Annotated in this window: 11 protein-coding genes; 8 read left to right on the plus strand and 3 right to left on the minus strand. The window is 74.9% G+C overall.

Translation table 11 applies throughout. From position 1 onward, the window contains the following. The first annotated feature begins 79 nt into the window (after positions 1-79). The 7 genes from AB0873_RS06160 to nudC all read left to right on the plus strand — a co-directional run bounded on the left by AB0873_RS06160 (position 80) and on the right by nudC (position 9,584). Positions 80-3,499, plus strand: coding sequence for an ATP-dependent DNA helicase (locus tag AB0873_RS06160; RefSeq protein WP_366598668.1), 3,420 nt, complete (start codon positions 80-82; stop codon positions 3,497-3,499). A gap of 200 nt (positions 3,500-3,699) precedes the next feature. Next, complete coding sequence (locus tag AB0873_RS06165; protein WP_007464836.1) at positions 3,700-3,903, plus strand: cold-shock protein; 204 nt, start codon at positions 3,700-3,702, stop codon at positions 3,901-3,903. 213 nt (positions 3,904-4,116) lie between these two features. Beyond that, positions 4,117-5,454, plus strand: a complete 1,338-nt coding sequence (locus tag AB0873_RS06170; protein ID WP_366598669.1) for a DEAD/DEAH box helicase — start codon at positions 4,117-4,119, stop codon at positions 5,452-5,454. 210 nt (positions 5,455-5,664) lie between these two features. Next, positions 5,665-5,853, plus strand: a complete 189-nt coding sequence (locus AB0873_RS06175) for a hypothetical protein (RefSeq protein WP_155330399.1) — start codon at positions 5,665-5,667, stop codon at positions 5,851-5,853. A 142-nt stretch (positions 5,854-5,995) separates the two neighbouring features. After that, the gene (locus AB0873_RS06180) at positions 5,996-7,306 is read left to right on the plus strand and encodes a pitrilysin family protein (protein WP_366598670.1); all 1,311 of its coding nucleotides are present in this window, start codon (positions 5,996-5,998) and stop codon (positions 7,304-7,306) included. Next, a complete protein-coding gene (locus AB0873_RS06185; protein ID WP_366598671.1) occupies positions 7,303-8,640 on the plus strand; it encodes a pitrilysin family protein in 1,338 nt (445 codons plus the stop codon). Before AB0873_RS06180 ends, AB0873_RS06185 begins: the two co-directional genes overlap by 4 nt. Beyond that, positions 8,637-9,584 carry an NAD(+) diphosphatase gene (nudC, locus tag AB0873_RS06190; protein ID WP_366598672.1) on the plus strand — a complete coding sequence of 316 codons (948 nt, stop codon included), beginning with the start codon at positions 8,637-8,639 and terminating at the stop codon, positions 9,582-9,584. Before AB0873_RS06185 ends, nudC begins: the two co-directional genes overlap by 4 nt. A 184-nt stretch (positions 9,585-9,768) precedes the next feature. Here the strand turns inward: nudC and AB0873_RS06195 are convergent, their stop codons facing one another. The 3 genes from AB0873_RS06195 to AB0873_RS06205 all read right to left on the minus strand — a co-directional run bounded on the left by AB0873_RS06195 (position 9,769) and on the right by AB0873_RS06205 (position 11,613). Beyond that, the gene (locus AB0873_RS06195) at positions 9,769-10,044 is read right to left on the minus strand and encodes a hypothetical protein (RefSeq protein WP_155330403.1); all 276 of its coding nucleotides are present in this window, start codon (positions 10,042-10,044) and stop codon (positions 9,769-9,771) included. Positions 10,045-10,252: 208 nt separating this feature from the next. After that, the gene (locus tag AB0873_RS06200) at positions 10,253-10,489 is read right to left on the minus strand and encodes a DUF397 domain-containing protein (protein WP_155330404.1); all 237 of its coding nucleotides are present in this window, start codon (positions 10,487-10,489) and stop codon (positions 10,253-10,255) included. A gap of 143 nt (positions 10,490-10,632) precedes the next feature. Then, the gene (locus tag AB0873_RS06205) at positions 10,633-11,613 is read right to left on the minus strand and encodes a helix-turn-helix transcriptional regulator (RefSeq protein WP_155330405.1); all 981 of its coding nucleotides are present in this window, start codon (positions 11,611-11,613) and stop codon (positions 10,633-10,635) included. 160 nt (positions 11,614-11,773) lie between these two features. On the opposite strand from AB0873_RS06205, the gene AB0873_RS06210 reads away from it, so the two are divergent. Continuing rightward, positions 11,774-13,042, plus strand: a complete 1,269-nt coding sequence (locus tag AB0873_RS06210; protein WP_366598673.1) for an MFS transporter — start codon at positions 11,774-11,776, stop codon at positions 13,040-13,042. Positions 13,043-13,049 lie beyond the last annotated feature (7 nt).

A 13,049-nucleotide genomic window follows, 5' to 3' on the forward strand; every position in this document is an offset into this window, starting at 1 on the left:
CCAGCGCTGCGGCCGGAACGAGAACAGGTGAGTGAGGGCGAGGAGTGAGCGTGCCAGCCCCGCAGCCGCGGACGACACCGTGAGCCAGCCGACCCTGTTCAGCTCCGCGACGCCGGCCCCGAGGGTGGCGGACGCCGGCCCCCGGTACACGCCGGTCGAGCTGGCGAAGCTGCTGCGGCTGCCGGCGCCGACGCGGGAGCAGGCCGCGATCATCGCCGCGCCGGTGGAGCCGCTGCTGGTGGTGGCCGGCGCCGGCTCCGGCAAGACCGAGACGATGGCCGCCCGGGTGGTCTGGCTGGTGGCCAACTCGTACGTCCGTCCCGAGCAGGTCCTCGGCCTCACGTTCACCCGCAAGGCGGCCGGGGAGCTGGCACACCGGGTACGGGCCCGGCTCGACCAGCTCGTCCGCCGGCTGGGCCGGCGGGGCCGTGACCCGTTCGACGATCCGCTGTCCGGCGAGCCGACCGTCTCCACCTACCACTCGTACGCCGGACGCATCGTCACCGAGCACGGCCTGCGGGCCGGGTACGAGCCGTCCACGCGGCTGCTCACCGAGGCGTCCCGCTGGCAGCTCGTCGACCTGATCGTGCGCAACTACGACGGCGACATGTCCGACGTGGACCGGATGCCCAGCACGATCACCGACGCGGTGCTGGCCCTCGCCGGCGAGCTGGACGAGCACCTGGTCGAGCCGGACGACCTGGCCGCCTGGACCGGCCGCTTCTTCGCCGACGTGCAGTCCCGGCCCGGCCGGGTCTACGCGGACGTCAAGAAGGCCCTCACTGTCCAGCAGACCCGGTTGAAGCTGCTTCCGCTGGTGCGCGCGTACGCCCGGCGCAAGGAGGACTTCGAGGCGATGGACTTCGCCGACCAGCTGGCCCGGGCCGCCCGGGTCGCCCGGGACCACCCGGCGGTCGGCGAGGTCGAGCGGGACCGGTACCGGGTGGTGCTGCTCGACGAGTACCAGGACACCAGCCACGCCCAGGTGGTGCTGCTCAACGCGCTCTTCGGCGGCGGCCATCCGGTGACCGCCGTCGGCGACCCCTGCCAGTCGATCTACGGCTGGCGCGGGGCCAGCGCCGGCACCCTGGACCGGTTCCCCACCGAGTTCGCCCGCGCCGACGGCACGCCGGCCGCCGTACGCAGCCTCACCACCAGCTGGCGCAACCGCCCGGAGATCCTCGGCGTGGCGAACGCCCTGGCCACGCCGCTGCGCGCCGCCGGAGCCCAGGTGCCGGAGCTGCACGCGGCGCTGAGCGTCAAGGACCCGATCCCGCATCGCACGCCCCGGGGAACCGCCGCCGGCACCGTCCACTGCGCGCTCCTCCCGACGTACGCCGACGAGGCGGACTGGATCGCCGACAGCGTGCTGCGCGCCTGGCAGGGGGCGGCGGGGGCACCCGGTGCGCTGCCCGAGCACATCCCGGTGGCGGCGCGTCCCACCACGGCGGTGCTGGTGCGGCTGCGCAGCCAGATCCCGGCGATCGAGTCGGCGCTGCGGGCGCGGGGCCTGCCGGTCGACGTGGTGGGGCTGGGCGGCCTGCTGGACACGCCGGAGGTGCGGGACGTGGTGTGCACCCTGCGGGTGCTCGCCGACCCGACCGACGGCGCGGCGCTGCTGCGCCTGCTGACCGGCGCCCGGTGGCGCATCGGGCCGCGCGACCTGGTGTCCCTGCACCGCCGGGCGAAGGCCATCGCGTCCGCCCGCCGGCGGCTCGCCGCCGGTGACGAGCCGGAGATCGTCCTGGACGCGCTGGACGAGGCGACGCTGGTGGAGGCCCTCGCCGACCTGGGGCCGGCGCAGGCGTACTCGGCGGAGGGCTACCCGCGGCTGCGCGCGTACGCCCGGGAGCTGGGCCTGCTGCGGTACCGGCTGGACCAGTCCCTACCGGACCTGATCGCGGACGTCGAGCGGACCATCGGCCTCGACGTGGAGGTCGCGGTGCGGGCCGGCCGGGACGGGGCGGGCGACGCCGGCCTCGCCCGCGGTCACCTGGACGCGCTCGGTGACGTCGCGGCGCGGTTCAGCGGGGAGACGCCGGGGGCGACCCTGTCGGCGTTCCTGGCCTATCTCGCCGCCGCCGAGGACGAGGAGCGCGGTCTCACCCCCGGCGAGGTGGAGGTCGTCGAGGGGGCCGTGCAGATCCTCACCGCGCACGCCGCCAAGGGCCTGGAGTGGGACGTGGTGGCGGTCGCCGGGCTCAGCCGCGGGGTGTGGCCGGGGCCGGTGCGCAACTCCGACCACTGGCTGGGCGGGCTGGGCGTGCTGCCGTTCCCGCTGCGCGGTGACGCCGACGGGCTGCCCGCGCTGGCCCTGGCCGACGTGGGGGACCAGCGCGCGGTGGCGCGGGCGCTGGAGGACTTCACCGACGCGTGGCGCGCGCACGACGAGCGGGAGGAGCGGCGGCTGGCGTACGTGGCCGTGACCCGCCCCCGCCGGCTCCTGCTGTGCTCCGGCCACTGGTGGGGTGAGGGCACCAAGCGGCCGCGCGGCCCGTCGGTGCTGCTGCGCGAGGTGCACGACGCCTGCCTGGACGGCGGCGCGGGGCACGTGGTCGACGAGTGGGCGCCCGAGCCCGCACCGGACGCGGTCAACCCGACGACCGAGGTGGTGCTGCACGCCGAGTGGCCGGCCGATCCGCTGGGGGCGCGCCGGCCGGCCCTCGCCGAGGCGGCCGCGCTGGTCCGGCGGTACCTCGCCGACGGCGCGGCCGCCGCCGCCGCCGACGCCGACGCCGACGGCGCGGCCGCCGCCGCCGACGCCGACGGGGTCGGCGGGGATCCCGAGGTGACCCGGTGGCGGCGGGAGGCCGACCTGCTCCTCGCCGAGCGGGCCGAGCTGACCCGGCAGTCCGGCCCGGTCGAGGTCGCGCTGCCCGGGCAGCTGTCGGTGACCCAGCTGGTGGCGCTGCGCCGGGACCCGGCCGGCCTCGCCCGGACGCTGCGCCGTCCGCTCCCCAGCGAGCCCAACCCGTACGCCCGGCGGGGCACCGCCTTCCACGCCTGGCTGGAGCAGCGCTTCGGGGCCGACCGGCTGCTCGACGTCGACGAGCTGCCCGGCGCGGCGGACGCGGACGCCGCGCCGGACGAGGCGCTGGCCGAGCTGCAGGAGCGCTTCCTCGCCAGTGAGTGGGCCGACCGGACGCCGGTGGAGGTGGAGGTTCCATTCGCGACGGCGATCGCCGGCATCGTGGTCCGTGGCCGGATGGACGCCGTCTTCGCCCGTCCGGGCGGGCGGTTCGACGTCGTCGACTGGAAGACCGGCCGGCAGCCGACCGGGCCGGCGGCCGAGGCGGCGGCGGTGCAGCTCGCCGTGTACCGGCTGGCCTGGGCGGAGCTTGCGGGCCTGCCGGTCGACCGGGTCGGCGCCGCGTTCCACTACGTCCGGGACGGGGTGACGGTCCGGCCGGTGGACCTGCTCGACGTCGCCGGCCTGACCGCGCTGATCGCTTCGGTGCCGGAAAGTCCGGAAGCGGGTGGCGGTTCCGGCCATCCGTGATAGGTTGGTGCCGTTGCAGTTATGGTTCCCAGAGACTCTGTGTGCGCCTGGTGGATTGTGGCCCCAGGCGCTCTTTGTTGTGTCCGGAGTTCTCCGGGCGGGGCGACCAGAAGCGACAGGCAGGCCGCGCGATTCGGCGCGGTCCGCTCCTCTCGAGCCCGCAACAGGTGCGGGTTCGACGTTCCGTCAAGGAGACGAACATGGCAATTGGCACCGTCAAGTGGTTCAACGCTGACAAGGGCTTCGGCTTCATCACCCCGGACGGCGGCGGCGCCGACGTCTTCGCCCACTTCTCGGCCATCCAGTCCTCCGGCTACCGGAGCCTGGACGAGAACCAGCGGGTCGAGTTCGAGGTGACCCAGGGCCAGAAGGGCCCGCAGGCGGAGAACATCCGTCCGCTCTGATCTTCGGATCGTGTGACACCCACCATGCCCTCCGGGCGTGGTGACGGGACCGGCCCGCCCCGACGTCGACCTGGCCACCAGGCGGCGACGCGGGGGCGGGCCGGACCCGTACCTTTCGGTTCGTGCTTGTGAGTCCCGGCGGTTCGGATCCGCCGGTCGACAGCGCCGCCCGGCGCCCTCCCTCGACACGTGCCGCGTCGAGGAAGGCTCACCATGACCACCGTCGCTCCGTCGTTCGCCCACACCGGGCTCGCCCCGGCGCTGCTCGCCGAGCTGGCCGCGCAGGGCATCACCGCGCCGTTCCCGATCCAGGCGGCGACCCTGCCGGACTCGCTCGCCGGCCGGGACGTGCTCGGCCGCGGCCGCACCGGGTCTGGCAAGACCCTGGCCTTCGGGCTTCCACTTTTGTCCCGCACCGCCGGCCGCCGCGCTCGGCCCCGGCGCCCGCTCGCGCTGGTGCTGGTACCCACCCGTGAGCTGGCCCAGCAGGTCACCACGGCACTCGACCCGTACGCCCGGGCGGTGGGGCTGCGCTGCGCCACCGTGGTGGGTGGCCTGTCGCTGAACCGGCAGGCGGAGGCGCTGCGGGCGGGCGCCGAGCTGGTGGTGGCCACGCCCGGACGCCTGCACGACCTGATCAACCGCGGCGACGTCCGGCTCGACCAGGTCGGCGTCACCGTGCTGGACGAGGCCGACCAGATGGCCGACATGGGATTCCTGCCGCAGGTCACCCGCCTGCTCGAACAGGTCGCCCCGGACGGCCAGCGGATGCTCTTCTCGGCCACCCTGGACGGCGGCGTCGACCGGCTGGTCCGGCGCTTCCTCACCGACCCGGTGACCCACTCGGTGGATCCGGGCACGGCCACCGTCACCGCGATGACCCACCACGTGCTGCACGTGGAGGCGGTCGACAAGCCGGCCGCGCTGAGCTGGATCGCGGCCCGGGAGGGCCGCACCATCATGTTCATGGGCACCAAGCACCGGGCCGACCGGGTCGCCCGTCAGTTGCTCGCCAAGGGCGTCCGCGCGGCCGCGTTGCACGGCGGCAAGTCCCAGCCGCAGCGCACCCGCATCCTGGAGCAGTTCCGCACCGGGCAGGTGACCGCGCTGGTCGCCACCGACGTCGCGGCCCGGGGCATCCACGTGGACGGGCTCGACCTGGTGGTCAACGTGGACCCTCCGACCGACGCGAAGGACTACCTGCACCGGGGCGGACGGACCGCCCGGGCGGGGGAGTCGGGCACGGTGGTCACCCTGGTCCTGCCCGAGCAGCGGCACGACGTGTCCCGCCTGATGGCGACGGCGGGGATCCGCCCCGAGTCGACCCGCGTACGCCCCGGTGATTCGGAGCTGGTCCGGGTGACCGGCGCCCGGGAGCCGTCGGGTGTCCCGGTGACGATCGCGCCGCCGCCGGCGGTTCCCGCACCGCGCCGAGGCGGTGCCGGCGGACCGGGCGGCGACGCGACGGGCCACGCCGGCGGTACGGCAGGCCGGGCCGGGCACCGCACCTCGGGCCGCCCTCGGCGTGCCCGCCGTCCCCGGTTCAGCTGACCGGCCGGCCGCCGTCCGGACGGCCCCTTCCGTAGCCCGTCTCGAACGCCGGCCGGGCGAACGTGCCGGTGCCGCGTCGTGACGGGCGGGCCACATGAGTCGGCAATCAGCCGCCCTCCGGTCCGATCGGCGACTGTGCCCGACGCCCTGCCGGGCGAGGGTGGGCCCGGGGGACAGAGCCGGGCCGACAGCCCGGTGGGGGAGGGCGCGATGACGGGGGACACCGGCTCGGGTGCGGTGCGGGAACTGCTGCTGGTGGTGGCGGTCGCCGCCGCCGGGGTGCTGCTGGCCCTGGTCGCGGTCTTCACCCCGTGGCACGCCGTGCCGGACGGTGCCACCCCGGCGGTGCCGGTGGAGCTGCACAGCCCGGTCGGGGCTTCCGTCCCGACCGAGAGCTGAGCGGACCGGGCCGGCCGCCCGGAACGGGCTCTGGTCGGGACCCGGGGCATGGTCCCGACCAGAGCCGCCCGCCGGTCAGGTGCCGGCGAGCGGCGCGGTAGGTCGGCGGTACGGAGAGTGTCGACACGCTAGGGTCGATCACGTGCCGACGCGCAGAGCGAAGATCCCAGCGACGAGGTATCCCGTCGAACGGTTCACCCTCGACAACGGCCTGCGGGTGGTTCTGACACCCGACCGCAGCGCCCCGGTGATCGGGGTGGCGGTCGTCTACGACGTCGGCATCCGCTCGGAGCCCGAGGGGCGCACGGGCTTCGCGCACCTCTTCGAGCACCTCATGTTCCAGGGCTCGGAGAACCTGGAGAAGCTGGCCCACTTCCGGCACGTGCAGGGCGCGGGAGGCACCTTCAACGGCTCCACCCACCTCGACTACACCGACTACTACGAGACGCTGCCGAGCAACGCCCTGGAGCGGGCGCTGTTCCTGGAGGCGGACCGGATGCGCGGCCCCCGGCTGACCGAGGAGAACCTGCGCAACCAGGTCGACGTGGTCAAGGAGGAGATCCGCGTCAACGTGCTCAACCGACCGTACGGGGGCTTCCCCTGGCTGACCCTCCCGCCGGTCATGTTCGACACGTTCCCCAACGCGCACGACGGCTACGGCTCCTTCGACGACCTGGAGTCGGCCACGGTGGCCGACGCGGCCGACTTCTTCCGGCGCTACTACGCCAGCGGCAACGCGGTGCTGGCGGTCAGCGGGGACGTCGACGTCGCCGGGGCGGCCGAGCTGATCGAGCGGCACTTCGGCGACGTGCCCGCCCGTCCCGCCCCGAAGCGGCCGAGCTTCGACGAGCCGGACCTGACCGCCGAGCGCCGGTCGTCGTACACCGACCGGCTGGCGCCGCTCCCCGCGGTCGCCTCCGCCTGGCGGGTGCCCGACCCGGTCGGCGACTTCGCCGGCTACCTGCCGTACGTGGTGCTCGCCGAGGTGCTCACCGACGGCGACGCCTCCCGGCTGGTCGAGCGGCTGGTCCAGCGGGACCGGGCAGTGACCAGCGTCGGCGGGTACCTGGGCTTCATGGGCGACCCGTTCGACGTCCGCGACCCGACGGCCCTCCTGCTCCAGGCGCACCTGCCGCCCGGCGGTGACGTCGACAAGGTGCTGCGGACGATCGACGAGGAACTGGACCGGCTGGCCACCGACGGGCTGGCCGACGGCGAGCTGGCCCGCACCCAGGCGCGGATGGCCACTCACCTGCTGCGTGACACCGACGCGGTGCTCGGCCGGGCGCTGCGGATGGCCGTCCTGGAGCAGCAGCGCGGTGAACCGGGGCTGCTCAACGAGTTGCCCCGCCTGGTCGGCGAGGTCACCGAGGAGGCGGTCCGCGCCGCCGCCGCGACGCTGCGTCCGGAGCGCCGCGCCGCCATCGACGTCGTCGCCGGAGGCTCCCGATGACCGCCCCCGCCGCGCCGCGCACGCTGCCGCCGCTCGGCCCCACCCGCCGGCTCAAGCTGCCGAAGCAGGCCGAGCGCACGCTGGGCAACGGGCTCACGGTGATCGCCGTACGCCGCCCGGCCGTGCCCCTGGTCGAGCTGCGGCTCTGGATGCCTTTCGGGCGGGTGCAGCTCGCCCGCGGCGCGATGCTCGCGCAGACCCTGCTCTCCGGCACGGAGACGATGAGCGCCGTGCAGATCGCCGCCGAGTTGCAGAAGGTCGGCGGCGGGCTGTCCGCCGGGATCGACCCGGACCGGTTGATGCTCTCCGGCGCGGGGCTGGTCACCGGCCTGGACCGGACGCTGGAGATCCTGGCGGACGTGCTGACCGGGGCGACGTACCCGGCCGGCGACGTCGCCACCGAGCGGGACCGGCTGATCGACCGGATCCAGGTGGCGCAGAGCCAGCCGGCGCACCTCGCCCGGACCGCCCTGCTCAAGCGGATCTACGGCAAGCACCCGTACGCGGTGCAGACTCCCGATCCGGAGCAGGTCCGGGCGGTGCGGCCGGGCGTGCTGCGGACCCTGCACGCCCAGCGGGTGCACCCGGCCGACGCGGTCCTCGTGCTCGTCGGGGACGTGCAGCCGGACCGGGCGCTCGACGCGGCCGAGAAGGCGCTCGCCGGCTGGAACGGCGCCGGGCACGTCGCCGAGCTGCCGCCCACGCCGCCGCTGGAGCCGGGGCCGTTGCTGCTCGTCGACCGTCCCCTGTCGGTGCAGTCGTCACTGCGGGTGGCGCTGCCGGCGGTGCCGCGCACCCACCCGGACCACGCCGCCCTGCAGCTGGCCAACCTGATCTTCGGCGGCTACTTCTCCTCCCGTTGGGTGGAGAACATCCGCGAGGACAAGGGCTACACGTACGGGCCGCACTCGCTGGTCGAGCACTCGGTGGCCGGGTCGGTGCTGGTCGCCGCCGCCGAGGTGGCCACCGAGGTGACCGGCCCGGCGCTGCTGGAGACCACGTACGAGCTGGGCCGGCTGGCCTCCGTCCCACCCAGGGAGGAGGAGCTGGAGCAGGCCCGCCAGTACGCCCTCGGCACCCTCCAGCTCGGCATGTCCACCCAGGCCGGGCTGGCGTCGCTGACCAGCGCGTACGCCGGGAACGGCCTCCGCCTGGACTTTTTGGCGGAGCACGCGGCGCGGCTGGCGAAGGCGACCGTGTCCGACGTCGCCGAGGCGGCGGCCCGGTACCTCGCGCCGGCCCGGGCGGTCACGGTCGTCCTGGGCGACGCCGAGCGGGTCGGCCCGCAGCTCGTGGCGCTCACCCCGGTCGTCACCGGACCGGCCGGGCAGTGAGCGGCGGCGAGGAGGCGCCACCGCTGGCCCGTTCCACCCTGGATCGGGCGGCGCACCGGCGGACCGACCCGGACTGGTTGGCCCAGGCGTGGGCCGGGGCCCGGGTGCTGGTGCTCGACGGCGGCTCCGAGGGGCGTGCGCTGGTGCGCGCCGACGCGGCGCCGCCGGCGCTGGTGCTCGTCGGGCCGAAGGACGTGCCGGAGGGGGCCGTCGCGCGGGCGATGTTCCTCGGCGTCGAGCCCGACGGCGTCCCGGTGTTTCTCGTCGACGCGCCGCTGCCGGAGCTGCCCGGCACCCGTCCGGCGCACCTGCGCGAGATCGGTCACCTGCTGGCCGACCGCGACGCCGGTCTGTTCACCGCCGGTCTGGCCCTGTTGAACTGGCACCGGCGGCACCTCTTCTCGCCGGTGACCGGGGAGTCCACGGCCATGGACGAGGCCGGCTGGTCCCGGGTCGCGCCGGCCGGCGAGCGGATGTGGCCGCGTACCGACCCCGCGATGATCGTGCTGGTCCACGACGGGGTGCCCGGCTCGGACGGGCGCTGCCTGCTCGGCAACAACGCCACCTGGCCTCGGGTCCCGGGGGAGCGCCGGTTCTCCTGCCTCGCCGGGTACGTGGAGCCGGGCGAGTCGGCCGAGGCGGCCGTGCTCCGCGAGGTCCGCGAGGAGGTCGGCGTCCCGGTCGCCGACATCGCGTACGCGGGCAGCCAGTCCTGGCCGTTTCCCGGCTCGCTGATGCTGGGCTTCCTGGCCACGGCCGATCCGGCGCACCCGGTCCGCGTCGACCCGGCGGAGATCGCGTACGCCCGCTGGTTCACCCGCGGCGAGATCGGCGCGGCGTTGGCCGGGCGGACGGTCGACGTGGACGGCGACCGGCTGGTCCTGCCGCCGCCGTCGTCGATCGCCCTCTTCCTGGTCCGCCGCTGGCTCGGCGGCTACTGCTGACCGGCCGCCGGGCCGGCCTCGCTGCGCGTCGCCGCGAGACACCGGGGCGGCGGGCGTGGACGCGGTCCCGGCCCGTGGCCGCCGTTGCCGCGACGGTCACGGGCCGGGAACACGGGCCGTCGTGGCCGGCTGGGGCAGGGAACACGGCGGGGGAGCCGGTCCGGTCACGACGGACGTCTCGTGGTCAGGTGCCCCGGTCGTCCGTCCAGCACGGCCAGGTTGCCGTCGGCTCGTCGAGCGGGAGCACCTTCACCCGCTGCCTGCCGGCGCGTACCGCGCCGACCGAGGCGAGGGCCCGGGCCAGCACCAGGGCGGCGTCCCGGTCGTCGGCGTGCACGACCTGGCGGCGTGGCTCGGGGGAGGTGGGCTCGTCGCGCAGGCGGCCACCATCGGCCCAGGCGGCGGCGATGTCGACGTCGGCTGCCGCGCGGACGTCGGTGCGTACGATCAGGAACCGCATGTCGGTCTCCGGATGTGCCGCGACGATCGAGGAACGGGGTGGAAGTTCCACGTCATTCACGCGTCATGTTACGCCGGGTAGCGGTCCCAGCAAGTGAAACGCGACCATCGGCCGGGCGGCTCGTCCGATCGGGCGAGGCAGGTCGGTCCGATCCGGACACGCGACGGGGCCGCCGGCACGATGCCGGCGGCCCCGAGGCGTACGGGGATCAGGCCCGGTCGAACTGGCCGTTCTTCGTCCCGGCCAGGAAGCCCACCCAGCCGGCCCGGTCGAACAGCAGCACCGGGCCACCGCGGTCCTTGCTGTCCCGCAGGGCGACCGCGGCCGGGCCGGTCGGCAGCGGCGCGACCTCGACGCAGTTGGAGGTCTGGCTTCGCGTGCTCTTGCGCCATGGCACGTCGGGAAGCTCGGGAAGGACGGACGGCGTGTTGCGGATCTCGTGCATGGTCTCACTCCTGTGGTGAACCGACCGATGGAACGAGTGGTGCCGCACGACCCGACGGTGGGGTGCCGGCCTCAGGGCATGCTCCTGGATCGCCGCCCGGCCTCGTCTCGGGGCAGGCGAGATCCGGAAGGCGAGCCCCTGATTCACCGTTCCGTCAGGCGCCCGTGGTGCCGGCGGCGTTGGGTCGGCGCCGTTGCCGGCCCGTACGCCACAGTGGACGGGGCCGCCGCGTCGGGCAGCCGCCCCGTGGCCTGGATCAGCCAGGAGAGAGTGTCCGATGCGGAGAGCGCCGCCGTGCACAACCACTCGAACACTACTTTATAGCGATTTAGGGCTTTTACCTCTGTCGACATGACATTGAGAAATCCACCCTCGATCGCCACGGTCTCCGGGTCCTGGGGGTCGGCGAAGCGGTAGAGCGAGAACGCGGTCGGCGGCAGGTACCAGTCGCCGACCTGGGTCTCCTTGGGCAGCACGTGGAGCGCGACGTTCGGCAGCATGGCCAACTCGCACAGCTGCATCAACTGCTCCCGGAGGACGTCCGGCGGGCCGGCCCGGCCGCCGAGCGCGGCCTCCTCCAGCACGGCGGTGTAGCGGGGAGCGTCCGACGCCCGGGTGAGCAGTGACTGGCGGGCCAGGCGGGCCCGCACCTCGGTGTCGATGTCCTCGGCGACCTCCGGCTCCCCGGCCGCCTCGTCGACCTCGCGCGCCGAGGCGATCCGGAACCGCGCGTACCCGGGGGTCTGGAGCAGTCCCGGCACCAGGGCCGGGTTGTACTCGGAGATCTCGACGCAGCCGGCCTCCAGCTCGGCGAAGCCGCGCTGCTGCTGGGTCATCACGGGGTAGTTCCGCAGCCACCCGCGGATGTCGCCGGCCTCCCGGGTGATGGCCAGCAACTCCTCGCGTAACGGCCCGTCGGCCCGGTAGAGGTCGAGCAGGTCGTGGACGTCCTGCGGGTCCGGCCGGCTGCGGCCGTTCTCCAGCCGCGAGAGTTTCGACGCGGAGGCCCACCCGACGCGCTCGATGACCTGGTCCCCGGTGAGACCAGCGGCCTCGCGCAGCCGGCGCAGCTCAACGCCCAGCCTGCGCCGTCGCAGGATGGGACTGGGTGAGGCTGGAGGCACGATGTCCTCTTTCCCGTAGACCGCCGCGGACGCGACGGTAACTGTATGAAATTCGCCCCCCACCGTCAGTATGGACGGCGTGACCGGCGCCGGAGGTTCCGGCGAAGGGCGTGTCTCGTCGGAAACCGGGCACGCCGCGCACCACCTCGACGGAGGACACATGCGCACCGTCCTGCGCCGCCCGGACTTCCGGCTGCTCTTCGCCGGCCTGCTGGCCAGCATGGCGGCCGAGTCGATCCTGCTGCTGGCACTCGCCGTCTGGGTGAAGGAACTGACCGGCTCGGACGGGCGGGCCGGGGCCACCATCTTCGCGATCATCGCGCCGATGACGCTGGCGCCGCTGGTCGGCTGGTTCGTCGACCGGGTGCCCCGCCGGCCCTTCTTCGTCGGCACGAACCTCGTCACCGCGATCCTGCTCACCCCGCTGCTCGCGGTCCGGGACAGCGGTGACGTGTGGATCATCTACCTGGTCGCGGCGCTGTACGGGCTGTCGTACGTCACGCTCAGCGCCCTGCTCAGCGGTCTGATCAGGCAGCTGGTGCCGGCCGAGCTGCTCGCCGACGCGAACGGCGTGCTCCAGACCGTACGCCAGGGGTTGCGCCTCGTCGGCCCGCTGGCCGGGGCCGGTCTCTACGCCGCCGCCGGGGGCTGGCTGCTGACCGGCGCCGCGATGGCGGGTTTCCTGACCGCCGGCGCGGTGGTCGGCCTGCTCCGGGTCACCGAGACGCCCCGGGAGCCGCGCGAGCCACGCTGGCCGGCCGGGCTGGGCGACGGGCTCCGGCACCTGGCCGGCGAGCCGGCGCTGCGCCGCGCGCTGCTCGGCTACGGCCTGGGCTCGCTGGTGATGGGCTTCAGCGAGTCGCTGATCTTCGCGTACGTCGACCAGGGGCTCCGCCGTGACGCCGCGTTCGTCGGCGTGCTGGTCACCGTGCAGGGGATCGGGGGACTGGTCGGCGGGCTCCTGTCACCGGGGGTGGTCCGGCGGGTGGGCGAGGTGGGCGCGCTCGCCGCCGGGGTGGCGCTGTTCGGGCCGGCCGCGCTGGCGCTGGCGTACCCGAGCCTGTGGCTGGGCTTCGGCGCGGTGCTGCTGGCCGGGGTGTCGCTGCCGCTGACCATGGTCGGGCTGCACACGCTGATCCAGCGGCGTACGCCGCCCGGGCTCATCGGCCGCGTCGCCGCCGCCTCCGAGGCGGTGGTCAGCGGCCCGCAGGCGTTCTCCATCGGCGCCGGCGCGCTGCTCGTCGGCGTCTTCGACTACCGCCTGCTCTTCGCGACGGTCGGGCTGGCGACCCTGGTGGCCGGCGGGTACCTCTGGCACGGCCGGGCGCTGACCCCACCGCCGGCCCGCTCGCGACCGCCGGTGCCGCTCCCGCGCCGTCCGGTCGAGAAGGAGGTGGTCGGCGCGGCGCGTCCACGCCGCACGTCCTGACCCGGCC

This window comes from Micromonospora sp. NPDC047707, assembly GCF_040704235.1.
Classification (GTDB): domain Bacteria; phylum Actinomycetota; class Actinomycetes; order Mycobacteriales; family Micromonosporaceae; genus Micromonospora.

What these genes read in the sequence shown, in the direction of transcription:
- AB0873_RS06165 (WP_007464836.1), top strand. Translation starts at nt 3,700, where the DNA reads ATGGCAATTGGCACCGTCAAGTGGTTCAACGCTGACAAGGGCTTCGGC.
- AB0873_RS06170 (WP_366598669.1), top strand. Translation starts at nt 4,117, where the DNA reads ATGACCACCGTCGCTCCGTCGTTCGCCCACACCGGGCTCGCCCCGGCG.
- AB0873_RS06175 (WP_155330399.1), top strand. Translation starts at nt 5,665, where the DNA reads ATGACGGGGGACACCGGCTCGGGTGCGGTGCGGGAACTGCTGCTGGTG.
- AB0873_RS06185 (WP_366598671.1), top strand. Translation starts at nt 7,303, where the DNA reads ATGACCGCCCCCGCCGCGCCGCGCACGCTGCCGCCGCTCGGCCCCACC.
- AB0873_RS06195 (WP_155330403.1), bottom strand. Translation starts at nt 10,044, where the DNA reads ATGCGGTTCCTGATCGTACGCACCGACGTCCGCGCGGCAGCCGACGTC.
- AB0873_RS06200 (WP_155330404.1), bottom strand. Translation starts at nt 10,489, where the DNA reads ATGCACGAGATCCGCAACACGCCGTCCGTCCTTCCCGAGCTTCCCGAC.
- AB0873_RS06210 (WP_366598673.1), top strand. Translation starts at nt 11,774, where the DNA reads ATGCGCACCGTCCTGCGCCGCCCGGACTTCCGGCTGCTCTTCGCCGGC.